This window comes from Lentzea xinjiangensis (genome assembly GCF_900110955.1).
In the GTDB taxonomy this organism is placed as follows: domain Bacteria; phylum Actinomycetota; class Actinomycetes; order Mycobacteriales; family Pseudonocardiaceae; genus Lentzea; species Lentzea xinjiangensis.
In genome coordinates this window covers 1-21947 of sequence record NZ_FOFR01000005.1, presented here as the reverse complement: position 1 = coordinate 21947, position 21947 = coordinate 1, and the positions used below count along the sequence as shown (strand labels likewise).

Here is a 21947-nt window from a genome sequence, read left to right as displayed (position 1 = left end):
TCAGAGCCACCCCAGCCGGTCCGCGAGCGAGGAGGACATGCGGCGCGCCGGGCCCTCCGAGGCCCTCGGCGCGACCTTGTCGAGCACCGACGCCCACTCCAGGATGATCGTCGCGACCGTCTCGGCCTCGCGCTCGTGCTCGGAGTCGTAGGAGGTGCGCCGCAGCGCCCGGCGGACCGCGTCCGGTTCCAGGTCCGGGTACAGCCCCGTGAGCAGGTCGTCGTCCTGCTCGTCGCTCGTGTGCCCGGCCAGCACGTGCCCCAGCTCGTGCAGGATGATGTGGTTCTGGTGCGCCTTGGACGTCTCCTGCTGGTACAGGATGTAGTCGGCCTTGGCGGTGGCGATCCAGACGCCGAACGGGCCGGGCACCGGGATCGGGTGGGCGATGAGCCTGATCGGCTTGCCCCGCTGGTCACCGACGCGCCGGCAGAGCTCCTCGACGTCCAGCGGTGGCTGGATGTCCAGCTCGTTCAGCAGGCGGCGGCACCGCCTGCGCAACTCTCGTTCGGCCACGAGTCATCCTTCACCGCGCTCGGCCTGTTCCTGTCGGTAGACGACGTCGAGCAGCTCCATGACCAGTCGCCGGCGGTCCGGGGAGAGCTCTCCCGCCCGCATGGCCATGAGCTGCGCGTCGCTGCCGGAAGCGATCTCGTTCAGCCTGGTCTGCTCGTCCTGCAACGACTTCAGCTGCTCGTCGACGCGGTCGGTGACCGCGTCGTCGAAGAAGTAGCTCACCGGCACACCGAAGAAGCCTGCCAGGGCCTGCAAGTGCTTGAACGTCGGGTTGTCCTTCTTGCCCTTGCGCAGCTGCCAGATGTAGCTCTGGGAGATGGTCACGCCGGTGTCCGCGATGGCCGCCGCGACCTGTTCGTTGCTGTACTCCTGGCCGGACCGCGCGGTGTGCCGGGCGAAGAGGTGGTTGAGCTTGTCAGCCAGGGACCGTTCCCCCGCCATTGCCTGCTCCCCCCGTAGCGCGCAGTGAGCTCTTCCACTGGTGGAAAGGGCTATCTGGGTGACCCGATTTTCGCCAGTTGAAAGCCTGCCAAAGGCCAACATAGACTCCACCCCGTGCCTGTCTCAACTGCCGAGGGTGTTCACGCGGTCCGGCACGGCCAGGTCAGCCCACCCGATCGCCACCTCTCGGAGGTTCTGGGACATGGCGCTTGCTGAACGACAGGGTTCCTTCCACCGAACCGTCATCGACGTCGTCTACAAGACCATGGACCAGCTCGCCGGGGCTGACTCGCCCGACGAGGTGTACGAGCTGCGCGAGCAGCTCCGCGAGGCCCTGCCCTGGTGGCGGGGGCTGCTGCGGATGCACGAGCCCGACGCCCGGCACCGCTGCAAGTCGTGCCAGGCGTGGTACGGGCGGCATCGGGCCTGGCCCTGCCCGGTGTGGCGGGACGCGGTGCAGGCGTTGCACCAGCTCAACGACATGTACGGCTTCCTGGCCTCGTCCCGCCCGGCCTCGGCGGAGGCGAGACCGGGGGAACGGGTGACCGTGACCGCGCCTCAGCTCAGCCGGAACGACTGAGCAGCCGACCCGTCGCAGGCCGCCTGGACGAGCTGCCCGCCGTCGGCGCCGCCGGCCGGGGCGCTCAGGCACTTGCCCGAGTGCCGGGCCGTCAGCGTCGAGAAGCCGTCGGCGCCGGTCGTGACGCGCCACTGCTGGTTGGCACCGCCGACGTAGTCCCACAGGTGGACGCCGGCGCCGTCCGCGACGCTCACGTCGCTCACGTCGAGCACCTTGAGCGGGTCGTTGCGGTACTCCAGGCGGGAGTAGCCGTCGGTCGTCGCCACCGCGCGGAAGTTCTGCGCCGTGGTGCCGTTGCACGAGTACTGCTGGATGACGGTGCCGTTGGCGGTACCGGCCGCACGGGCGTCGGCGCACTTGCCGTTGCCGCGGTTGACGGCCGTCTTCCACTCGCCTTGTGGCGGGAGAGCGCCCGCACCGCCCAGCCAGCGGAGGCTGTCGACGAGGAAGTCGTTCTGGACCGGGGAGGCGAAGGTGGACGACTTCGGGACGTTGTTCACGTAGTCCATCGCGTTGTGGCCGAAGTTCGCGTAGACCATCTTGAAGTTCTTGTTCGTCCACATGATCGGGTAGTACCCGCTGCGCCACTGCTGGGCGGGGTCGGTGCCCAGCGGGAAGCTCGCCGGGTCGACGCTGGCCAGGACCTGGATGTCCGGGTTCGTGCGCAGGTCGCGCGACCAGCTGTACCACTCGCTCACCGACGACGTGAAGCGCTCCGGCAGGCGCAGCGTCGACGGGTGCGTGCGGGTCTCGACCCTGAGCACCGCGGTGGTGGGCTCCCAGGTGTTGCCGACGAAGTTGCCCTTGCCCAGGAACGTGTTGTGGTACCACGGCCACTCGTCCGCGTTCTGCGTGAACGCCGAGACGTGGAAGCCGAAGAACCCGCCACCGGCCTCCACGTAGCGCTGGAAGCCAGCCCGCGCGGCGGCGCCGGTGGGCGCGTCGTCGAGGAAGACCACGACCTGCGCCTGGGCGGGGGTCAGGGCGTTCAGGCGGTTCCAGTCCGTCGTCGCCTCGTAGGTGAAGCCGTTCGCCTGACCGGCCCGGGTGAGCCAGGGGTTCGCCTCGGCGACGAAGGCGATGTGGGCCTTGTCCCAGGTGCCGTTGTAGAACGCGAGCACCTTGAACGGGGCGGCGTGCGCCGGTGCCGGACCGGCGACCGGGACGAGCGTCGCGGCGATCATCGCCAGCAGCGCCAGCAGTTTTCGAGTCTTCAAGGGCACACCTTCATCTCGCTGGGTTGCGCGCCCGAAGATCATCGTAGGACCGGCCGGGTCCTGGCGGGGACCGGGACGTTCACAGAATTCGCCGGCGCCGGAGCACGAGACCGCCCAGCACGAACCCGCCCAGCACGAACCCGCCCAGCACCGCGAGACCGCCCAGCGCCGCGACGACGGCCGCCATGCCGAACCGCGTCGCGCCGGAGGGAGGCTGGTCCGCACTCGACGCGACGGGCACGGGCCGCGGGGTGCCCGGCCCGGACGCCGGCACGGACCTGGAGGTGGGCCCGGAGGGCACGGCGGAGGGGCTGGCCGGGGCGGGAGCGGGCGGCGCGGCCACCGGCGCGGGCGGGTTCGCCGCTGCCCCACGCGCCGGGACCTCTACGTCGGTGCACGAGTAGTAGGTGTCGGGGGTGTCGGTGTTCTGCCAGATCGTGTAGATCAGGTGCCGTCCCGTCCGGTTCTCCGGCAGCCGCACCGTGAACGCGTAGGAGCCGTTCACCAGCGGCGGGCTCGTCACGGTGAGGAACTGCTCCAGGTCGGCCCAGCGCAGCGGCGCCGCCGGCGAGTAGCCCTCGCGCGTCACGTAGAACCGGAACGAGCCTTGGTGCGGGATCGTCGCCCGGTAGGTGAAGGCGGTGCTCTTCAGCCTCGTCACCGGCCACTGGGCGCTGGGCGCGTCGAGACCGGCGTACCTCGCGAGCCCCGCGCTGCACAGCTCGCCGTCCGGGACCCTCGCCGCGTCGCGGCCGGCCACGCCCGGCAGCCTGATGTTGTCCCACTCCGTGGACGGCAGCCCCGCCGCGACGGCGGCGCGGCAGGGCGGGGATGATGCTCCCGGCTGACCTGGTGAACACAGGTAGGCCCTGCTCGCCGGGTCGGTGGGCGCGCCGTGGGCGTGCGCGGGAACCGCGGAGAGCACCATGAGCAGCGTCAGCACGCCCACAAGGCGAAACACGACCACCTCCCTTGTCATCCAGGGGTACGCGTGCCAGACCCGAGTCGTTCACGGAAGATGTTGTGTCATGTCCTTCGCTGATGAGGTGTCCGCCGCCGCAGCCCGGCTGGGCGGGGTCGCGCGCACGACGCCGCTCGAGGTGAACCAGCGGTTGTCCGAGAGGACCGGCGCGCGCGTGTGGTTCAAGCGCGAGGACCTCCAGGTGGGCCGCTCCTACAAGCTGCGCGGCGCGTTCAACCTGCTGTGCCAGACCGAGCTCGCGTTCGGTGGCGCGGTCTGCGCGTCCGCGGGCAACCACGGGCAGGGCATGGCCTACGCCTGCCGCCGCCTCGGCATCGAGGGCCGCGTGCACGTCCCCCGCACGACCCCGCGCCAGAAGCGCGACCGCATCTCCGCCCTCGGGCAGGGCATGGTGCAGCTCGTCGTCGACGGCGACACCTACGACGACGCGGCCGCGCTGGCCAAGGACTACGCGCAGGCGACGGGCGCGACCCTCGTCCCGGCCTTCGACGACCCCCGCACGGTCGCGGGCCAGGGCACCGTCGGCCTGGAGATCGTCCAGCAGCTCGGCGGCGCGCCGGACGTGGTCGTGGTGCCGGTCGGCGGCGGAGGCCTGCTCTCCGGTGTCGGCACGTGGTTCAAGGAGCGCTTCCCGCGCACCCGGATCATCGGCGTCGAGCCGGCCGGCGCGGCCAGCATGATCGCCGCGGTGGAGGCGGGCCACCCGGTCACGCTGCCCGAGGTCGACTCGTTCGTCGACGGCGCCGCGGTCCGCAGGGCCGGCGAGGTGACGTTCCCGATGGTGCGCGACAGCGGAGCCGAGCTGCTCACCGTGGCCGAGGGCGCGGTCTGCACCGAGATGCTGGAGCTGTACCAGGTCGACGGCATCATCGCGGAACCGGCGGGCGCCCTCGCCTCCGCCGCGCTGCTGGAGGAGATCTCCGTGGCGCCGGACTCGACCGTGGTGTGCCTGCTGTCCGGCGGCAACAACGACGTCTCGCGCTACGCCGAGATCGTCGAGCGGTCGATGGTCCACCGCGGCCTGAAGCACTGGTTCCTGGTCGAGTTCCCGCAGGAGCCCGGCGCGCTGCGGCGGTTCCTGGACGACGTGCTGGGCAAGGACGACGACATCGTGCAGTTCGAGTACGTGAAGCGGGACAACCGGGAGACCGGGGCCGCGCTGGTGTGCATCGAGCTCGGCCGGCGCGAGGACTACGACCTGCTGTGGGGGCGGATGAAGGAGTCCCCGCTGCGGATCCAGCACGTCGAGCCGGGGTCGACGGCGTACCGCTTCCTGATCTGACCGGTGCGCGGAACCCCGATGGGGTGATTCCACACCACTCGGCCTCCGGCACGGGAACCCCACCTCCAGCGCGGCGTCCAGCCCGGTCCGCGCCTCGTGCACGTCCGCGATGTGGAGGAAAGATGAAGCGACTGATCGTCGGCACGCTCGGCGTGAGCATGCTGCTGACCTGCGGGGTTCTGACGTCGGCGGCCCAGGCCGAGCCCGGCCTCCACGTGACGTGCGCGCGGACGTTGCACATCGAGCACCTCGACGGCGGCTTGTTCGCGATCAGCGCCGCCGGTTGTTCCAGCGAGGAGGAGGAAGACCGGGACGACCGCGGGGTGCTCACCCTGCTCGACCACGGCTCGGCCAGGTTCGAGTGCGGTTCCATCGAGCTGAGCGAGGACGACGAGGACGAGACCGTGCTGGCGGTCTTCTGCACGCCGTCGGTGCCGGACGGCCGGTAGCACCGGGAGCCGCTCGCCCGCCGCGAGGCGGGCCCGAACACCAGGGGACAGTGCGGTGTTCGGGCCCGCCTCGCGGGCTCCGGGGCATGCGTTGATCATCCGCGGGCGTCGACCGGCAGGCCCGCGCAGGCCGCCGGGCGGAGCCGCTACGGCTTGGGCGGGCAGGTCTTCCACGCGAAGTGGTAGGTCGTCTCGATGGACCCGTCGGTGGAGTCCATCGCGATGAAGCTGGTGACCTTCTTCGGGTCGGACGTGCCCGCCATGACCCGCAGCTCTGTGTTGATGTTGAAATTTCTCTTCTCGCCGCAGGGGTGGTAGACGATCGCGGCCACGTCGGTCGTGTCCGTCGCCTGCCAGTCGTCGCTGAACGGACCCTTGTAGTTGTGCTGCTTGTACTCGGTCTGCGACATGCCCTGGAAGTAGTAGTTGGCCTTCTCCAGGGCCGTGGCGCCGCGCTCGAGGTGCGCGAAACCGCGGTAGTCGGTCGACGCGATGCCGTAGGTGAAGCCGGACGGCACGTTGACGCGCAGGTTCAGCTGGCAGTTCTTGCGGAAGTCGGTCGGCAGCGCCTGCGGACCGACCTGCGCCATGAACTCGCTGTAGGTGACGGTGAACGCCTTGTTGTCCGGGCTGACGGCGACCGCGGCCGTTCCCGGCCGGCAGCCGGACCCGTTGATCGTGACGACGTCGATGGTGATGTGGTCCGGCGGGGGAGTGTCGCCGGGGGCGCCGCCCGGCGGGATGATGATCGTCGACAACGCGAGGGCGGCCGCGGCCAGTGTGGTGAACATGGGGCACCTTTCCGTCTGGGGTCCGACGATGAACGGGCGGCGGCATTGGTGCCTGGAGTCAGCAGCGCTTCCAGGAGAACTGGTACTTCGTGCTCACACTGCTGTCGGTGGAATCCATCGTCATGAAGCTGTTGGCCTTCGACGCGGTTCCCGCGTTCACGCGCAGTTCGGTGTTGATGTTCAGGTTGCGGACTTCTCCGCAGGGCGCGTAGACGATTTCCGACACCTGGGCGCGGTCGGTCGCCTGCCAGTTGTCGCTCTTCGGGCCGGAGAAGTTGTGGGTGCGGCTCGAACCCTGGGACATGCCCTGGAAGTAGTAGCTCCCCTTTTCCGTTCCGGTGGCACCCTGCTGCAGGTGGGCGAAACCGCGGTAGTCCGCCTGCGCGATGCCGAACGTGAAGCCCTGCGGGTAGCTCACCTTGATGTTGAGCTGGCAGTTCTTGCGGAAGTCGGTGGGACCGGAGCCCTGCCCCGCCTGGGCGAGGTACTGGCTGTAGGTGACCGTGAACGCCGTGCGGTCGTCCGCGGCCGCGACCGCGGCGGTGCCGGCGGGACAACCGGAACCGTTCACGGTGACCACATCGATCGTGACGAAATCGGGAACGTCTGCGACCGCGTTCGCGGCGGGCGCGGTCAGGACCGCGGACAGCGCGAGGGCGGTAGCCGCCACCGTTTTCAGCATGGCCAGCCTTTCTTTCCGAGGTGCGGTAGCGGCGGCGGAATGCAGACGATATCGGAAACTCCGCGTGGTGACGGGCCGCCGATTGGGTGACTGAAATGGTGGGTGACTTTCGCCGAGATGCACGACGAATTGCACGCCCGAAATTTCGCGGCGTGCGCGAACCAATGCTCACTCACCGTGTCGGGAATTGACCTGACGATTGTCTGACGATCCGGCCGCCCGAGTGGCGCGGGGCACAGCGCCACCCCGGGAAGAAGCCGTCCCCGCCGGGCGTTGACACTGATGACTTCACCCGACGACGAGGAGTGCGCCCTGATGGCCCCCGACCAGCTGACCGTCTACTCCACCTCGTGGTGCGGCTACTGCCGGATCCTGAAGAGCTCGCTCGACCGAGAGGGCATCGAGTACGTCGAGATCAACATCGAGGAGACGCCCGGTGCGGCGGACTTCGTGATGAGCGTGAACGGCGGCAACCGCACGGTGCCGACCGTGCACTTCCCGAACGGCACGGCGCTCACCAACCCGTCGCTCGCCCAGGTCAAGGAACAGCTCGCGGCCTGAGCGCCGTCACTCGTCCTGGGCCGTCACTCGTCCTGAACTGTCACTCGTACAGGGCCGCGGTGGACGACTGACCGTCCAGGGCCTCCCTGATGATGTCGGCGTGGCCCGCGTGCTGCGCGGTCTCCCGGATCAGGTGCAGCACGATGCGCCGGACGGACAGGGGTTCCGGGTGCGGGTCCCACGGCGCGGGCGGCAGTGCGACGAGCTTGTCCAGCGAAGCGGTGCGCACGGCCTCGTCGGTCGCGCGCACCGCTTCGTCGTAGGACGCGAGCAGCGCCTCGAAGTCGTGGCCGGACCAGGTGTACTGGTCGTGGTCCAGCATGCCGGGAGGCGGGAGGGGCCGCTCGGTGAGGACGTGCGTCCAGGTGCGCTCACACCGGGTGAGGTGCTTGAGCAACCCACCCAGCGTGAGCTCGCTGACGGTCGTGCGCTTGACCGCGTCAGCCGCGGTCAGACCCCGCACGGTGACGCGGAAGGTCCTGCGCTGGTCGTTCAGCTCGTGCAGCAGTTCGTCGAGCTCCATGGTCATGCAGTCAAGCTGTGGCCGGACCAGGACACCTCAAGTCCCGGTGGGGCCGACCTCTAGCAGTACAGGTTCCCGCCGGGGGTCACCCCGAGGATCCCGGTGATCTGCTGGTACTTCGTGACGCGGCTTTGGACCTGGCCGGGGTTGCCGCCGTTGCACTCGAGCGAACCGTTGATGCTGCGGATCGTCTCGCCGAAACCACGCGAGTTGACCATCGCCGCGTGCGGCGTCATGGTGCCCGGCCCGGTCTGGGTGGTCCAGTACCAGAGCGCCGTCTTCCACGCGGTCGCGGAGTTGGTGGCCACCTGGTCGGGGTTGTTCAGCAGGTTGAGACCCAGGTAGTCGCCCGCGGCCTTGTAGTTGAAGTTCCACGACAGCTGGATCGGGCCGCGGCCGTAGTAGGCGTAGGTGCCGGCCGGGCAGCCGTAGGGGCGGCTCTCGTCGCAGAGGTCGTTGCCCTGGTTGATCTCACGGATGTGGACCAGGCCACCGGTCTCGTGGGACGCGTTCGCGAGGAACGCCGCGGCTTCCTGCTTCTTGACGGTGTCGCTGCCCGTCTTGGCGAACGCGGGGAACGAGTTCATCGCGTCCACGAGCCCGCTGTAGGAGTAGAAGCTGTTGCGCCCCGGGAACATCTGGTTGAACTGGGCTTCGCTGACGACGAAGCTGCCGCCGCCGGGGTTTCCGCCGCCGCCGCCGTCACAGCTCGTCGGCTCCCAGTACCAGGTGGAGACCGTGGGGCTGTAGCCCGGGTTGTCGTGCTCGGCGATGTAGTAGTTGCCCTCGAACCGGACGATGGAGCCGGCGGTGTACCACTGGCCCTGCACCCAGTCGGTGAACGTGCAACCGCCCCCGCCGGGGGCTCCGCCGCCGTCGCAGCTCGTCGGCTCCCAGTACCAGGTGGAGACCGTCGGGCTGTAGCCGGGATTGTCGTGCTCGGCGATGTAGTACGCGCCTTCGAACCTCACGATGGAACCGGCGGTGTACCACTGGCCCTGCGCCCAGTCGGTGAACGTGCACGCCTGCGCGGACACCTCCGCCTGGGACGGGGCGGTCGGTGCGATGACGGCCAATGCCGCCGCCATCACACCCGCCGCGAGAGACGCCAAGATGCGTTTTTTCAGCAAAAGTCCTCCACTCCTGGAGCCTGTGCGCTTCGGATGGAACAAGGACGTGAACAGTGCCGAGGTTCGCAGCAGTGGTCCAGACCAGTCAAGGGTCTAGACCATTCTGCCCGCGGTCAGCAGTAGAGGTTCGACCCCTGGGCCACGCCGATGATCCCGGTGAACTGCCGGTACTTCGAGACGCGGCTCTCCACCGTGCCGGGGTTCTTCCCGTCGCACTCCAGGGAACCGTTGATGCTGCGGATGGTCTGGCCGAACCCGCGCGAGCCGACCATGGCGTTGTGCGGGGTCATCGTGCCGGGACCGTGCTGCGTCATCCAGTACCAGATGGCGGTTTTCCACGACGTCGTGGCGTTGGTGGCCACCTGGTCGGGGTTGTTCAGCAGGTTGAGACCCAGGTGGTCGCCCGCGGCCTTGTAGTTGAAGTTCCACGACAACTGGATCGGGCCGCGGCCGTAGTAGGCCCTGGTTCCGGCGGGGCAACCGTACGACTGGCTCTCGTCGCAGTAGTCGCCGCTCTGGTTGATCTCGCGGATGTGCACGAGCCCGCCGGTCTCGTGCGAGACGTTCGCGAGGAACGCCGCCAGTTCCTGCTTCTTCACCGTCTCGCTGCCCTGGTTCGCGAACGAGCCGAACGAGCTCATCGCGTTCCTCAGGCCGCTGTAGGTGTAAAAGCCGTTGCGGGACGGGAACATCTGGTTGAACTGCGCCTCGGTGACGATGAAGGGCGCCGCCGTCGCCGGTTGCGCGGGCGTGAGGACGCCGAGCAACGCGACGATCAGGGCGGCGGCGCGTGTCCTGAACATGGGACCAACTCCTCGGAGCATCGGCGCGCCCACTGTGTTACCGCTCTCACGGTGGCAGGGAAGGACTCCGAGCACAAGAGGTGGTCTATACCTTTGCCGGGTTGAGCCGGTTGGTCTAGGCGCCGGAGCCGTAGGGCCTGGTGATGATCTCCAGCGCGTGGCCGTCCGGGTCGTCCCAGTAGACGCCGCGTCCGCCGTCGTGGTGGTTGATCCGGCCGGGTTGCGAGTGGTGCGGGTCGGCCCAGTGGTCGAGGCCGCGTTCCCGGATGCGGCCGAAGATCTGGTCGAACTCCTCCTCGGTCACCAGGAACGCGTAGTGCTGCCCGGTGATCGGGGCCTGGCTGGTCAGGTAGTCGAGGGAGACGCCGTTCGCGACCTCGACGACGAGGAACGGGCCGAAGCGGACCGGGTCCGGCAGGCCGAGGAGCTCGGTGAGGAAGCGCGCCGAGCGTTCCTGGTCGGTGGCGTGGACGATGGTGTGGTTGAGCTGCACGGGCATGTGTCATGCCTACTCGCGTGTCAGGGAGTTGTCAGCGCCGATCATGATGATTCCCCGCATGAAGAGGGGAATCATCGCCGTCGCGCTCGTGCTGCTCGGTTTCGTCTTTCCCGGTGTCGCCACCGCGGAGACGCCGCCCGGCTGCGCCAGCGCCGCGCAGATCGGGTCGACCGGGCACGTCAAGTGGCGAGGCGACACCATCGCCTCGGTGAAGCAGTTCGCCGGGTGCGGGTCGAACTACTCCTACGTCTACGTGTGGGAGAGCTTCCGCGCCACGGGCCGTCACTGGATCACGCAGACCGCGATCGCCGTCTACAGCAGCTCGAGCGACAGCACCCCGGACTCCTACAAGGGCGGCAACAGCAACCAGTTCGATCCTGTGGAGCTGTGGGGCAAGCCGGCCGACACGTTGTCCAAGTGCACCGCCGCCTACGGCATGGTCAGCGTTCAGCAGGACGACAACTTCATCGCTTACTCCACCAAACGCTGCTAGGAACGGCTCGCACCGCGTCGCCGGCACTTGCGGGGGGTGTCGGCGACGCGCCGATCAGGCAATACTGCCTCTCATGCGGACACTGGTGGTAGCCGGACTGTTACTGGCGTTAACAGTCCCTGCGCAAGCGGCTCAGGCCGACGAGGAGCCCTCGTCCCTGGTCAACCCCTTCGTGGGGACGCAGAACTTCGGCAACACCTTCCCGGGCGCCTCGGTGCCGTTCGGGATGGTGCAGGTCAGCCCGGACACGGGAGGGCAGGGCGGGTACGACTACAAGGCCACCTCCATCTACGGCTTCTCGCAGACGCACCTGTCCGGCGTGGGCTGCGGCGTCATGGGCGAGCTGCCGGTCATGCCGACAGTCGGGTCCGTTGACAACGTTGACATCAACGCTTACAAGTCGGACTTCAGCCATTCGGACGAAGCCGCGCAGCCCGGCTACTACCGGGTCGGGCTGTCCCGGTACGGGGTGAACGCCGAGGTCACGGCCACGCAGCGGACGGGCTGGCAGCGCTACACGTTCCCCGCCTCCGGCGCGGCCAACGTGCTGTTCAACACCGGGCGGTCCAACCAGACCGTGCTCGACTCGGAGATCCACGTCGTCGGTGACCGGACCATCGAGGGCCGGGTGCGCAACGGCCGGTTCTGCGCGGGCAAGGACGAGCACACCGTGTACTTCACGGCGTCGTTCGACCGGCCGTTCGCGTCGTTCGGCTCCTGGCGGGGGAACGCTCCCACGCCCGGCTCGCGGGACGCCGCCGGCACCGGCGGGAACGGCGCCTGGGTGACCTTCGACGCCTCGGCCGACCGCGACGTGGTGCTCAAGATCGGCCTGTCCTACACCGGCCTCGACGGCGCGCGGAAGAACCTCGCGGCGGAGGCTCCCACCTACGACTTCGACGGCACGGTCAACGCCGCGAAGGAGGTGTGGAAGAAGCAGCTGGACGCCGTGCGGGTGTCCGGCGGGCCGCGCGACCGGCAGGTCGCCTTCTACACCGCGCTCTACCACTCGGTGCTGCACCCGAACCTCGCCGGTGACGTCGACGGCAAGTACCTGGGCTTCGACAACCAGGTGCGCACGGCGTCGGGCTTCACGCCCTACCAGAACTTCTCGCTCTGGGACACCTACCGGCCGCAGAACCAGCTCTTGCAGATCCTCGAACCCCGCGTGGCCCGGGACGTCGCGCTGTCCGTCGTGGCCAGCGGCCGGGACGGGGGGTGGCTGCCGCGCTGGGCGCTGGCCTCCTCCGAGACCAACATCATGACCGGCGACCCGGTCACGCCGTTCCTCGTCGAGGCCTGGTCGAAGGGGCTGCTGCGCGGGTACGAGGAGGAGACCTACCAGCTGTTGCGCAAGAACGCCCTGTCACTGCCGCCCGCCGACTCGCCCTACAACGGCCGCTCGGGCGTGCGGTACTACTCCGACCGCGGCTACATCCCGTCCGGTCTGGAGCTCGGCGAGGACTGCGCGCACAAGGGCGGCGACAACGACTGCGTGCACCCGGCCTCGGCCACGCTGGAGTACTCGGCGGCGGACGCGTCGCTCGCGTTGATGGCCAAGGGCCTGGGCAAGCGGGAGGACGCGCGCCTGTTCGCCGACCGCGGCCAGTGGTACCGCAACCTGTGGGACTCCTCCATCGGCCAGTTCCGGCCGCGGACCACCGCCGGCACGTGGCTCACGCCGTACAACCCCGTCGACGCCTCGCACCAGTTCCACGAGGGCGGCGCCTACCAGTACCAGTGGCTCGTCCCGCAGGACCCGGCCGGACTGGTGTCGCTGATGGGCGGCCGCCGGGAGACGGAGAAGCGGCTCGACTCGTTCTTCGCCTACGGCAAGCTGCTCGTGGACCCGGCGGGCACCGCGCGGAAGGACTGGATCACCGAGCCGTACGACTACTACGGCAAGCCGACCTACAACCCGAACAACGAGCCCGACCTGCTCGCGCCGTACATGTACCTGTGGACGGGCACGCCGTCGAAGACCGCGACGGTCGTGCGCGCGGCGATGACCCTGTTCACCACGGGACCGGACGGCATGACCGGCAACGACGACCTGGGCACGATGTCGGCCTGGTACGTCTTCTCGTCGCTGGGCCTGTACCCGACGTTCAACGGGGCCGACTTCCTCGCGCTGTCCTCGCCGCAGTTCGAGTCGGCCACCGTCCGGATCGGACAGCACGGCACCCAGGGCGGGACGCTGACCGTGTCGGCGCGCGGGGTCTCCGACACCAACCGCTACATCAAGAGCGTGTCCTTCGGCGGCCGCGACGTCCGCAAGACCTGGCTGTCGTGGACCTCGTTGCAGCGCGGCGGGAAGCTCACCCACGAGGTGTCCTCGAAGCCGTCGTCGTGGGGCACCGGGCGTTCGGACGAGCCGCCGTCGCTCAACGACGGCAACGCCGACCCGCGCCGGGCGGTGTCCGCGTCGCTGCGCAACTCCGAGATCGTGCTGCCTACCTCGGACGCCGCGCAGTCGCTGACGCTGCAGCTCGACGTGCTGGCGCAGGCGCCGGGCGCGACGTCCGTGCGGCCGGAGGTGACCGCGCCCGCCGGCTGGCAGGTGAGCGGCGCCAGGCCGTTCGTCATCGTGTCGCGGCACCTGCCCACGCAGAGGACGGTGCCGCTGACGGTGTCGGTGCCCGCCGGTGCGGCTCCGGGCTCCTACGAGGTGTCCGCGCGGGTCGAGTCGGTGGCGGTGAAGGCCGTCATCGAGATCAAACCGGCCGCGGTGTGCGCGTTCTCGACGTGCTCGGTCGACGTGACGCCGGAGCTCAACCACGACGGCACCGCCACGGTCGCCGACTCCGCGTCCGGTGACTTCGACGGCGGCGGCTGGAGCTACGACGCCGCCCTGCTGCCCGCCAAGGGGCCCGTGACGTGGGGCGGCATCACCTACCAGGCACCGGATCCGACCGGTACCGCGCCGAACTTCGTGGAGGCGCGGGGGCAGGCCCTGCTGCTGCCGGGCGGCCAGTTCTCCTGGCTGCACTTCGTGGGGTCGTCGCACAACGGCCCGGTGTCCGCCGGGTTCACCGTCTGGTACACCGACGGCACCTCGGCCGAGGTGGCGGCCACGGTGCCCGACTGGGCGGGCGGCGGGCTCGCCGTGCTGGAGATGCCGCACCGGATCAAGGCGGGGCAGGGCGTCGACGGGCCGCCGGTCCGGTTGTTCGGCCAGTCGTTGCGCCTGGACGCGACGAAGACGGTGCGTTCGGTGACGCTGCCGGACGACCCGCGGGTGGAGCTGTACGCGATCACCCTCGCCTGAGGATGATCTCGGCGATCTCCTGCGCGCGCGGGATGTGCGGGCGGGAGATCGCCGTCGAACTCGACCGGGACGACGCCGAGCCGCTCACGGGCGGCTCGGCGTCGTCCCCACCGGCCCCGGTCCTGCCCGGACCACGACGAAGTCCACGACCCGCGATACTGGCGGCGTGGAACTCCTCCCCAGCGGCCGGCGCTCGCGCGTCTGGGCGGACGGTGACCGGATCGTCAAGCAGGTGATCGGCGACCCGGCGGCGTTCGACCGGGAAGTCACCGCCCTGCGGCTGGCCGAGCACACCGGTGTGGTGCCCCGCGTCCTCGACGTCGACCCGGACACCAGGACCGTGGTGCTCGAACGGCTGCGCTCCGACCCGCCAGCCGAGGACTGGGTGGTCGACTACGCCCGCGGCCTCGCGCGGCTGCACATGGCCACCGGGCCGGGCCACGCCGGGCTCCTGCCCCGCCAGGAGGTGCCCGACCCCGAGCCGTTCCTGCGGTTCGCGCGGGCGCTGGGCGTCGAGATCGGCGGCGCCGAGGACGAGCTCGCGTTCGAGGACACCGGGAAGTTCGACCTGCTGCACGGCGACCCGTGCCCCGGCAACGACATGTACACCGAGCGGGGTGCCCGGTTCGTCGACCTCGAAGGCGCGGCGCTCGGTGACGGGGTCACCGAGCTGGTCTACCTCCGCATCGGGTTCCCGACCTGCGCGACGGTCACGGAGACGCCCCGGGAGCTGCGGGAAGCCGCCGAGCAGGCCTACTTCGCCGAACGCGGGCACGTCGAAGGGCTCGAGGACGCGTGCGTGCGGTGGCTCGTGCAGGGCGACGCCCTGGTGCAGCGCTCCGAACGCGACGGCACCGACCACCTCGCCAAGGTCCTCGACGAGGACTGGTTCTGGTACAGCACGACCGCGCGCGGCCGGCTGCTGTACCGCACGCGGGTCGTGGCGACGTTCACCGAGACGCACCCGAAGACGAGCGCGCTCGCCGCGCGCCTGCACGAGCGGATGAGCCGGATCTGGGAGCCGCAGCCGATCGGGACGGTCCGCACGCACGTGTCATGACCAGGTGGACAACGACAGCCGCGACGTGAAGGAGCGCCGCACCCCCGAGATCGGGTCCACGAAGGACAGCGTGCGGGCCAGGAGCTGCAGCGGCGAGGAGAAGTCGTCGAGCGGTCGTTCCCGCAGCACCGGGTAGAAGTCGTCGTTCACGATCGGCACGCCGAGACCGGACATGTGCAGGCGCAGCTGGTGGGTGCGGCCGGTCAGCGGCTTGAGGCGGTAGCGGCCCACGCCACCGCGGTGCTCCGCGAGCGCCACGTGGGTCTCGGCGTTCGGTTCGCCGTCGACCTCGAACGCGGTGATGATCCCGCGTTCCTTGACGATCCGCGAACGCACGACCCGCGGCAGCTCCAGCGCCGGGTCGTACGGGGCGATGGCCTCGTACTCCTTCTCCACCGACCGGTCGCGGAACATCGTCTGGTACTTGCCGCGCAGCTCGCGCCGCACGACGAACAGCACGAGACCGGCCGTGACGCGGTCGAGCCGGTGCGCGGGGGACAGCTCGGGCAGGCCCAGCGAGTCGCGCAGCTTCACCAGCGCGGTCTGCATGACGTGGCTGCCGCGCGGGATCGTCGCGAGGAAGTGCGGTTTGTCGGCCACCACGATGTCGTCGTCCTGGTGGACCACGCCCACCTCGAACGGGACGGGTACCTCGACGGGCAGGTCGCGGTGGAACCAGATGTAGCTGTCGGGGACGAACGGCGCGTCGATGCCCAAGGGCCCGGAGACGCTCCAGATCCGTTCTTCGCGCAGCATCTCCTCGATGCGCGCCGGCTCCACCCGCGGCAGGCGTTCCACCAGGTGGTCGCGCAGCGACGGCCACGGGCCGTCCGCCGGCAGCTTCAGGCGGGCCGCGTCCAGGCCGTGGCGCTGGGGGAGGGGGGAGGAAGGTTTGCGTCTCATCGCACCGGCCAGTCTAAATGTTCGGAAAAGCCGATCGATATCGCTCGGAAACATCCGCTTTACCGATCGGATGTGGTCGGCGACGCTGACCGCATGGCGGGTTTCCTGGTTCTCGGTTCGGTCGTCTCACTGCAGTTCGGCGCGGCTTTCGCCAGCCGGCTCTTCGCGCAGATCGGGGCGCCGGGCGCCACGGCGCTGCGCCTGAGCATCGCCGCACTGGTGCTGGCGGTCCTCGTGCGACCGAGGTTCCGCCAGGAGGCGCTCGTGCTCGGGATGACCATGGCCGGCATGAACGGCACGTTCTACCTGGCGCTCGAACGGATCCCGCTCGGCGTGGCGGTGACGATCGAGTTCCTCGGGCCGCTCGGGCTGGCGGCGGCGTTGAGCAGGCGGCCCAGGGACTTCGTGTGGGTCGGGCTGGCGCTCGCCGGCGTCGTCGTGCTGGGCGTGCGCGAGCACACCGGCGCGGCGCTCGACCTGATCGGCGTGGCGCTCGCGCTGGTGGCGGCCGCGTTCTGGGCCGGGTACGTGCTCGCCGGGCGCAGGCTCGCGACGGCGGGGCTCGGCACCGGCGGTCTCGCCGCGGCGAGTCTGGTCGCCGCCGCGCTGACCTTGCCGTACGGGCTCTCGACGGCCGGTGCCACGTTGGTCGAGCCGCGGGTGCTGCTGTTCGGCACGCTGGTGGCGCTGCTCGCGTCCGTGATCCCGTACACGCTGGAGATCAGGGCGCTGAAGTCGTTGCGGCCCACCACGTTCGGCGTCGTGCTGGCCCTGGAGCCGGCCGCGGCCGCGCTCGCCGGCGCGGTGCTGCTGGGCCAGCGCCTGGGCGTCGTCTCGCTGGCCGCCATCGCGCTGGTGATCACGGCTGGTGCCGGAGCGGCGCTGCGGCCAGCTCCAGCGCCTCGCGAAACGCCCGCACCGCCGGGTGCTGACCCCGCCCTGCCCGTGCCGCGGTGAACAGCAGCCGGGACATCGGCTCCGGCAGCTCGTGCAGGTCGACGGTGATCTCGCGGTCGTACCAGACCAGGTCCGGCAGCAGCGCGACCGCGAGCCCCCGCTCCACGAAGCGCAGCTTCACCAGCACGTCGACCGACGAGAAGCGCACGTCCGGCTCGAAACCGTGGTGGCGGCACCAGTTCAGGTTGAAGAACCGCTGCGGCATGCCGGCGGTCTCCATGATCCACGGGGAGGAGCGGATCTCGCTCACCGGCAGGCCGCGCGGGACGGCCAGCCGGATCGGGTCCCTGATCAGCTCCCGGTACTCCAGCGAGGAGAACCGGGCCTGCGGCTGGTCGGGCCACTCCTCCAGGAACACGAGGTCGAAGTCGCGGGCGTTCAGGCCGGACAACGCCTCCGAGGGGTCGAGCACCTGGAACTCGATCCGCAACGCCGGGTGCTCGTCGCGCATGCGGGCGAGCGTCGCCGGGATCAGCGCCAGCGCCGCCGTCTGGAACGTCGCGACCCGCAGCGTCCCGGTGACCTCGTGCAGCGACGCGGCGACCTCCGACTCCGCCCGTTCCAGCCGCGCGAGCACCTCCTCGGTGTGCCGCACCAGGATCTCGGCCTGCGGGGTGAGCTTGACCCGGCGGCCGACCGGTTCCAGCAGCGGCACGCCGACCTCGGTCTCCAGCAACGAGAGCTGCTGCGACACCGACGACGGGCTGTAGTTCAGCGCCTGCGCGACCGCGGCGAGCGTGCCCCGCTGGGACAGTTCGCGCAGCAGCCGCAGGCGGTGGAGGTCGAACATCCGATCATTATCGGCTACGCTGCCGTCACCGCCCCCTGAGAAACGTGCTGTCCTCAGCACGTCTTGAGGAGGTTCCGGTATGGCGAAACGGCTCCGCACCACCGCCGGGCTCGCACTGGCAACCGGTCTGCTCGTGGCGGGATCACCCGCGCGGGCCCAGGTCGAAACCGGTCCGTGGACCGGCTACTCGCCTTCGTTCACCGTGCAGGAACGCGGCTGCGGCACCGTCAGCGGCCTGACGTTCCAGCTCACCTGCTCGACCGCGAGCGGTGACCAGCGCGCCGAGCGCCGGTACGCCACCTACACCGGCGGCACGCGGCAGTTCGAGGGGAGCTTCCGGATCACGAGTCTCGGCGGCACCCGCGTCAGTCTCAAGCAGACGTTCCGCGAGGCCCCCACCGCGGGACCGTTCTGGATGCTCGCCGTGGAACGCGGCGGCCGGCTCTACGCCGTGCACGGGGGCGACACCATCGCCACCGGCGCGACGGTCGGCACGACAGTGCGCGTGAACACCGTGCACAACACGGCCACGGAACACCGCACGTACATCAACGGCTCGCGCAAGCACACCTATGCGAGCTCGGGCACGAGCTTCTACGACAAGTTCGGCGCGTATCGGACGTCCAGCGGTCAAGGACCTGCCACGGTCGTCTGGAGCAACGTCCGGTTCTGGCGCAAGTGATCCGGCGCCTCACCCTGGTGGGACTGCTGTTCCTGGCTGCCTGCGGCCAGGAGCGGCCGGACCCCGTGCTGACGTCCGAGCTGACCTCGCCGGTCGACGTGGCGCTGCGCTGGCGTCCGGAGGCGGGGGCGGCCGGACAGGTCGTCGAGTACGCGAACGCGGCCGGCGGCGACTACGTGGTCCTGGAGTTCGCGCCTCCCTCGCGCGGCTCCTACCGGCACCCGGACCTGATCCCGGACACGCCGTTCTACTACCGGGTCCGGCCGGTGCACGGGCCCGCGTCGGCCACTGTGGACATCGCCCTGCCGCCCGGTGACGAGGTGCCGGAGACCGACGGGCACGAGTGGGCGCGGCCGCGCGGCAGCGGCGGGGGTGCGCACCCGCTGTCCTCACCAGAGGCGGCGCCGGGACGGCTGGTGGCGGAGGTGAAGCACGCCAACGGGATCCTCCTCACGTGGGAGGACCGCGCGGAAGGCGAGGAGGGGTACCTGGTCGAGCTCAAGCCGGAAGGCGCGGCGGACTACCGCGTCGCGGCCAGGCTCGACCCGGACGTCACCTCGTTCGGGCTGATCACACTCCCAGACGAGAAAACCGCGACGTATCGGGTGCGGGCCTTCCGGTTCGGGGCACCGTCGAACCTGACCCACCAGAGGACGGGGAAGGTCTGAGCGCGTGTCTGGCGCACCACGCGCTCGCGGCGAGCAGCAGCGCCGCGAGCGCGTAGGGCCAGGACGCGCGTTCGGTGAGGGCGAGGCCGATGTCGATCAGGGACAGCAGGCCGAAAACGCCGCTGAGCAGCCACCACGTGAGTTGGTCGTCGTGCGCGCGAGAGGTCATGGAGAGTGGGCTACCCGTTCTCGGCCTCGTTCACACCTTCCTCCTCTTCTTTTTTCTCGCCGCGGCGGCGCATGAACCCGAAACCGGGGATGCCGAGGATGGCCTGGCGCATGTCGCTGGTGACCTCCAGGAGCTGGTGCACCTCGGGACCGACCTTGTCGAGCGTGGCGAGGATCGGCAGGATGTCGCTGGTCAGGTGCTCGGTCAGCACCGGCAGCTCGTCGATGAGCTTGATCGCGGCCTCCACCTCGTGCGGCGAGAGCTCCTCCACGAACCGCTGCGCGAGCGGCTGCGCCTGCTTCGCGATGGGCTCGTAGATGCCGATCAGCTCGTTCGCCGTGTCCGCGGTCCGGCCCGCCGCGGCCACGACCACTCCGGCCCGCTCAGCGACGTCGCTCGCGCTCGCCGTGATCGCGCGGACCTCCACCACGGTCTTCTCCGCGTCCGCCACCACGTCCGCCGTGCGGTCGATCAGGGCGTCGGCCTTCTGCACGACGCCGTCGACGGCGTCGATCGTGCCGTTGACCTTGCGGACCAGCCGTTCGACCTCGCCGATCAGGTCCAGCACGCGCCCCGGGACCGCGGCGGCGGCGGCCGTCGTGTCGAGCGCGGCGCCGAGCGCCTGCCTGGCAAGTCCCATGCCGGGGATCTCCATACGACCACTCTGCCCTATGTGTTGACCGGTTCGGCGTAACGCCATTCGGTTTTCGGAACTGGCAGGCCGCAGTCATCACCGTTCCTGATGTCTGCCAGTCGGCTGACCGGGCGATCCGGGAACCGTGCGCCGTCCGAAGTTGTCATAGCCGGGGGTTAGCATCCCGGCGGGCGAGGGAGGGCGCGGTATGTCTTGGTGGCACCGGATCAGACGCATTATCTCCGGTGGAGGGCGGGAGTCGGCGAGTTTCGCCGCGGCACTGCTGGGTGTGCTGGTGCTCGCGGGCGCCGCGCTCGGGCAGGGGATCTCCCGGACGTCTGTCGCGGTGTCCGACGGGCTCACCTGGCTCGGTGACGACCAGCGCGGCGAGGTCGTGCAGGTCAACCCGATGTCGGGCAAGCCGCAGACCCGCCTGCAGATCAGCGGGCCGGACTCGCAGCTCGAGATCGCCCAGTCCGACGGCCGCCTGATCGTGCTGAACCGGCGGACCGGCGAGATCACCGTCGTCGACCTGGCCACGCTGCTCGCGTCCGGTCGCCGGCAGGCACCTCCCGGCGCGACGAGCAAGGTGCTGGTGGCGAACGGGATGGTGTTCGTCGTCGACCGCGCGAGCGGCACCGTGCACACCGCGGACCCGCTGACGCTCGCCGACGTCGGGCAGACGTGGCAGGCCGGTCAGCCGCTCGCGGACGCCGTGGTGGACGAGCGCGGCGTGCTGTGGCTCGTCGACCACGGCGGGACCCTGAGGTCGCTCGACTGGTCCGACGACGAGCAGCGCTTCCAGGAGCGCTCGCAGCGGGCGGTCACCGGCGCGGGACCGCGCACCGTGCTCGTCCCGCACGACCAGGGCGTCACGCTGATCGGCCTCGACGGCGGTGTCGTGGTGCGCGACGGCACGGGTGAGGACGTGGCGTCGTCGACCGACCGCTCGGACGCCGAGGTGATCGCGGCGCAGTCCTCGCCGCTCGACCTCGTGCCCGCGTCGGTGCCGTCGTCCTCGGCCGTGGTGCTCGTCGTCGGGCGCGACGTCCTGCGCGTCGACGTCGGTGCCATGGGCTGCCCGAAGCCGGGGCGGCCGGCGGTCTTCCGCGACAAGGTCTACGTGCCGTGCAAGGGATCCGGCAAGGTCGTCGTGCTCGACCGCGGCGGCCGGCGCGGCGGCGACGACGTGCGCACGTCCGGCGGGTCCGACCCCGAGCTGGTGTTCGACGACGGCCGGCTGTTCGTGAACGTGCCGGGTTCCTCGACAGGCGTGCTGGTCGACTCCGACGGCGCGACGCGGTCGCTGACGATCCGCAGCCCCGAGCTGCCGGTGAAGGACCCGGACCGCTCGCCGCCGCCGTCCGTGCCGCCGCCCCCGCCGCCGAACCCGAACGAGCCGGTGAAGCCGCCGCGCCACCCCGGCGTGGGCAACGGCCCGACCACCGAGGTGCCGCCGGCGCCGTCGTCGGCTCCGGCGTCGACGCCGCCCTCCTCGTCCGGCGCGGCGGCTCCGCCCGCGCCCGCCGGTGTCACGGTGCGGGAGAAGTCGCGCTCGGCCTCGGCGCTGGTCGTGACGGTGAGCTGGAGCGCGGTCTCCTCCACCGACCCGGTCGTCGGCTACACGGTGGCGGGCTCCGGCTCGTTCTCCGGCGGCTCGGTGTCGGCCCAGGTGAGCGGTACGTCGACGGACCTGTCGGTGCCCTGCACGGGGTCCACCTTCTGCACGAGCGGCAGGCTGGACGTGACGGTGCGGGCGTCGACGGCGACGCAGGCCGGTGCCGCGGGCATGGCGGCGTTCACGGTGACGGCGCCGAACACCCCGCCGCCCAACACGCCCCCGCCGAACACCCCGCCCCCGAACACCCCG

The 21947-nt window shown here is 70.3% G+C and carries 24 protein-coding genes; 11 read left to right on the top strand and 13 right to left on the bottom strand.

Annotated elements, in window-relative coordinates:
* Positions 1-513, bottom strand: a complete 513-nt coding sequence (locus BMW88_RS13985; protein WP_089951146.1) for an ImmA/IrrE family metallo-endopeptidase — start codon at positions 511-513, stop codon at positions 1-3.
* Between the two features lie 3 nt (positions 514-516).
* Positions 517-954, bottom strand: a complete 438-nt coding sequence (locus BMW88_RS13980; RefSeq protein WP_089951145.1) for a helix-turn-helix domain-containing protein — start codon at positions 952-954, stop codon at positions 517-519.
* Positions 955-1156: 202 nt separating this feature from the next.
* On the opposite strand from BMW88_RS13980, the gene BMW88_RS13975 reads away from it, so the two are divergent.
* On the top strand, positions 1157-1534 hold the full coding sequence (locus BMW88_RS13975) for a hypothetical protein (protein ID WP_089951144.1): 378 nt from the start codon (positions 1157-1159) through the stop codon (positions 1532-1534).
* On the opposite strand, the gene BMW88_RS13970 is transcribed toward BMW88_RS13975, so the two are convergent.
* Positions 1513-2757, bottom strand: coding sequence for a ThuA domain-containing protein (locus BMW88_RS13970; protein WP_245777771.1), 1245 nt, complete (start codon positions 2755-2757; stop codon positions 1513-1515). The two genes, BMW88_RS13975 and BMW88_RS13970, sit on opposite strands and share 22 nt — an antisense overlap.
* 73 nt (positions 2758-2830) lie before the next feature.
* Positions 2831-3712, bottom strand: coding sequence for a lytic polysaccharide monooxygenase auxiliary activity family 9 protein (locus BMW88_RS13965; protein ID WP_177221096.1), 882 nt, complete (start codon positions 3710-3712; stop codon positions 2831-2833).
* Between the two features lie 67 nt (positions 3713-3779).
* On the opposite strand from BMW88_RS13965, the gene ilvA reads away from it, so the two are divergent.
* Together ilvA and BMW88_RS13955 are read left to right on the top strand one after the other, a co-directional pair.
* Positions 3780-5015 (top strand): threonine ammonia-lyase IlvA, encoded by a 1236-nt coding sequence (gene ilvA / locus BMW88_RS13960; RefSeq protein ID WP_089951141.1) that lies wholly within the window; start codon positions 3780-3782, stop codon positions 5013-5015.
* A 122-nt stretch (positions 5016-5137) separates the two neighbouring features.
* Positions 5138-5464 (top strand): hypothetical protein, encoded by a 327-nt coding sequence (locus BMW88_RS13955; protein ID WP_089951140.1) that lies wholly within the window; start codon positions 5138-5140, stop codon positions 5462-5464.
* Positions 5465-5610: 146 nt separating this feature from the next.
* Here the strand turns inward: BMW88_RS13955 and BMW88_RS13950 are convergent, their stop codons facing one another.
* Positions 5611-6255, bottom strand: a complete 645-nt coding sequence (locus BMW88_RS13950; protein WP_089951139.1) for a DUF4360 domain-containing protein — start codon at positions 6253-6255, stop codon at positions 5611-5613.
* 58 nt (positions 6256-6313) lie between these two features.
* A complete protein-coding gene (locus BMW88_RS13945; protein WP_089951138.1) occupies positions 6314-6937 on the bottom strand; it encodes a DUF4360 domain-containing protein in 624 nt (207 codons plus the stop codon).
* 282 nt (positions 6938-7219) lie between these two features.
* Here BMW88_RS13945 and BMW88_RS13940 point away from each other — a divergent pair, with 282 nt between their 5' ends.
* Positions 7220-7498, top strand: coding sequence for a mycoredoxin (locus BMW88_RS13940; RefSeq protein ID WP_089951137.1), 279 nt, complete (start codon positions 7220-7222; stop codon positions 7496-7498).
* A gap of 40 nt (positions 7499-7538) precedes the next feature.
* Here the strand turns inward: BMW88_RS13940 and BMW88_RS13935 are convergent, their stop codons facing one another.
* The 4 genes from BMW88_RS13935 to BMW88_RS13920 all read right to left on the bottom strand — a co-directional run bounded on the left by BMW88_RS13935 (position 7539) and on the right by BMW88_RS13920 (position 10453).
* Positions 7539-8027, bottom strand: a complete 489-nt coding sequence (locus BMW88_RS13935) for a DinB family protein (RefSeq protein ID WP_089951136.1) — start codon at positions 8025-8027, stop codon at positions 7539-7541.
* Between the two features lie 53 nt (positions 8028-8080).
* Positions 8081-9133: a chitinase gene (locus BMW88_RS13930; protein WP_425434656.1), complete on the bottom strand. Its 1053-nt coding sequence runs from the start codon at positions 9131-9133 to the stop codon at positions 8081-8083.
* Positions 9134-9264: 131 nt separating this feature from the next.
* Positions 9265-9954, bottom strand: coding sequence for a chitinase (locus BMW88_RS13925; protein WP_089951134.1), 690 nt, complete (start codon positions 9952-9954; stop codon positions 9265-9267).
* Positions 9955-10069: 115 nt separating this feature from the next.
* Positions 10070-10453, bottom strand: a complete 384-nt coding sequence (locus BMW88_RS13920; RefSeq protein WP_089951133.1) for a VOC family protein — start codon at positions 10451-10453, stop codon at positions 10070-10072.
* A gap of 58 nt (positions 10454-10511) precedes the next feature.
* Between BMW88_RS13920 and BMW88_RS13915 the strand changes: the two genes are divergently transcribed.
* The 3 genes from BMW88_RS13915 to BMW88_RS13905 all read left to right on the top strand — a co-directional run bounded on the left by BMW88_RS13915 (position 10512) and on the right by BMW88_RS13905 (position 15274).
* The gene (locus BMW88_RS13915; RefSeq protein ID WP_089951132.1) at positions 10512-10946 is read left to right on the top strand and encodes a hypothetical protein; all 435 of its coding nucleotides are present in this window, start codon (positions 10512-10514) and stop codon (positions 10944-10946) included.
* Positions 10947-11019: 73 nt separating this feature from the next.
* Complete coding sequence (locus tag BMW88_RS13910) at positions 11020-14214, top strand: GH92 family glycosyl hydrolase (protein ID WP_089951131.1); 3195 nt, start codon at positions 11020-11022, stop codon at positions 14212-14214.
* Positions 14215-14380: 166 nt separating this feature from the next.
* Positions 14381-15274 carry a phosphotransferase family protein gene (locus BMW88_RS13905; RefSeq protein WP_177221095.1) on the top strand — a complete coding sequence of 298 codons (894 nt, stop codon included), beginning with the start codon at positions 14381-14383 and terminating at the stop codon, positions 15272-15274.
* Here the strand turns inward: BMW88_RS13905 and BMW88_RS13900 are convergent.
* Positions 15269-16177 (bottom strand): RluA family pseudouridine synthase, encoded by a 909-nt coding sequence (locus BMW88_RS13900; protein WP_089951129.1) that lies wholly within the window; start codon positions 16175-16177, stop codon positions 15269-15271. The genes BMW88_RS13905 and BMW88_RS13900 overlap by 6 nt on opposite strands.
* 93 nt (positions 16178-16270) lie before the next feature.
* Between BMW88_RS13900 and BMW88_RS13895 the strand changes: the two genes are divergently transcribed.
* Entirely contained in the window at positions 16271-17134 is an 864-nt protein-coding gene (locus BMW88_RS13895) for an EamA family transporter (protein ID WP_089951335.1), read from the top strand.
* Here the strand turns inward: BMW88_RS13895 and BMW88_RS13890 are convergent.
* Positions 17037-17924: a LysR substrate-binding domain-containing protein gene (locus BMW88_RS13890; RefSeq protein ID WP_089951128.1), complete on the bottom strand. Its 888-nt coding sequence runs from the start codon at positions 17922-17924 to the stop codon at positions 17037-17039. The two genes, BMW88_RS13895 and BMW88_RS13890, sit on opposite strands and share 98 nt — an antisense overlap.
* 79 nt (positions 17925-18003) lie before the next feature.
* Here BMW88_RS13890 and BMW88_RS13885 point away from each other — a divergent pair, with 79 nt between their 5' ends.
* A complete protein-coding gene (locus BMW88_RS13885; protein ID WP_089951127.1) occupies positions 18004-18606 on the top strand; it encodes a polysaccharide lyase family protein in 603 nt (200 codons plus the stop codon).
* Positions 18603-19274, top strand: a complete 672-nt coding sequence (locus BMW88_RS13880) for a fibronectin type III domain-containing protein (RefSeq protein ID WP_218148056.1) — start codon at positions 18603-18605, stop codon at positions 19272-19274. The genes BMW88_RS13885 and BMW88_RS13880 overlap by 4 nt, the downstream gene beginning before the upstream one ends.
* A gap of 179 nt (positions 19275-19453) precedes the next feature.
* Here the strand turns inward: BMW88_RS13880 and BMW88_RS13875 are convergent, their stop codons facing one another.
* On the bottom strand, positions 19454-20098 hold the full coding sequence (locus tag BMW88_RS13875; RefSeq protein WP_089951126.1) for a hypothetical protein: 645 nt from the start codon (positions 20096-20098) through the stop codon (positions 19454-19456).
* 187 nt (positions 20099-20285) lie between these two features.
* On the opposite strand from BMW88_RS13875, the gene BMW88_RS13870 reads away from it, so the two are divergent.
* A partial coding sequence (locus BMW88_RS13870) for an NHL repeat-containing protein (RefSeq protein WP_483868429.1) occupies positions 20286-21947 on the top strand: 1662 nt, incomplete at its 3' end.

Coding starts and splice junctions, on each gene's coding strand:
- ilvA (WP_089951141.1), top strand. CDS start 3,780: ATGTCCTTCGCTGATGAGGTGTCCGCCGCCGCAGCCCGGCTGGGCGGG.
- BMW88_RS13895 (WP_089951335.1), top strand. CDS start 16,271: ATGGCGGGTTTCCTGGTTCTCGGTTCGGTCGTCTCACTGCAGTTCGGC.
- BMW88_RS13875 (WP_089951126.1), bottom strand. CDS start 20,098: ATGGAGATCCCCGGCATGGGACTTGCCAGGCAGGCGCTCGGCGCCGCG.
- BMW88_RS13885 (WP_089951127.1), top strand. CDS start 18,004: ATGGCGAAACGGCTCCGCACCACCGCCGGGCTCGCACTGGCAACCGGT.
- BMW88_RS13900 (WP_089951129.1), bottom strand. CDS start 16,177: ATGAGACGCAAACCTTCCTCCCCCCTCCCCCAGCGCCACGGCCTGGAC.
- BMW88_RS13910 (WP_089951131.1), top strand. CDS start 11,020: ATGCGGACACTGGTGGTAGCCGGACTGTTACTGGCGTTAACAGTCCCT.
- BMW88_RS13975 (WP_089951144.1), top strand. CDS start 1,157: ATGGCGCTTGCTGAACGACAGGGTTCCTTCCACCGAACCGTCATCGAC.
- BMW88_RS13950 (WP_089951139.1), bottom strand. CDS start 6,255: ATGTTCACCACACTGGCCGCGGCCGCCCTCGCGTTGTCGACGATCATC.
- BMW88_RS13920 (WP_089951133.1), bottom strand. CDS start 10,453: ATGCCCGTGCAGCTCAACCACACCATCGTCCACGCCACCGACCAGGAA.
- BMW88_RS13955 (WP_089951140.1), top strand. CDS start 5,138: ATGAAGCGACTGATCGTCGGCACGCTCGGCGTGAGCATGCTGCTGACC.
- BMW88_RS13940 (WP_089951137.1), top strand. CDS start 7,220: ATGACTTCACCCGACGACGAGGAGTGCGCCCTGATGGCCCCCGACCAG.
- BMW88_RS13925 (WP_089951134.1), bottom strand. CDS start 9,954: ATGTTCAGGACACGCGCCGCCGCCCTGATCGTCGCGTTGCTCGGCGTC.
- BMW88_RS13915 (WP_089951132.1), top strand. CDS start 10,512: ATGAAGAGGGGAATCATCGCCGTCGCGCTCGTGCTGCTCGGTTTCGTC.
- BMW88_RS13980 (WP_089951145.1), bottom strand. CDS start 954: ATGGCGGGGGAACGGTCCCTGGCTGACAAGCTCAACCACCTCTTCGCC.
- BMW88_RS13935 (WP_089951136.1), bottom strand. CDS start 8,027: ATGACCATGGAGCTCGACGAACTGCTGCACGAGCTGAACGACCAGCGC.
- BMW88_RS13890 (WP_089951128.1), bottom strand. CDS start 17,924: ATGTTCGACCTCCACCGCCTGCGGCTGCTGCGCGAACTGTCCCAGCGG.
- BMW88_RS13945 (WP_089951138.1), bottom strand. CDS start 6,937: ATGCTGAAAACGGTGGCGGCTACCGCCCTCGCGCTGTCCGCGGTCCTG.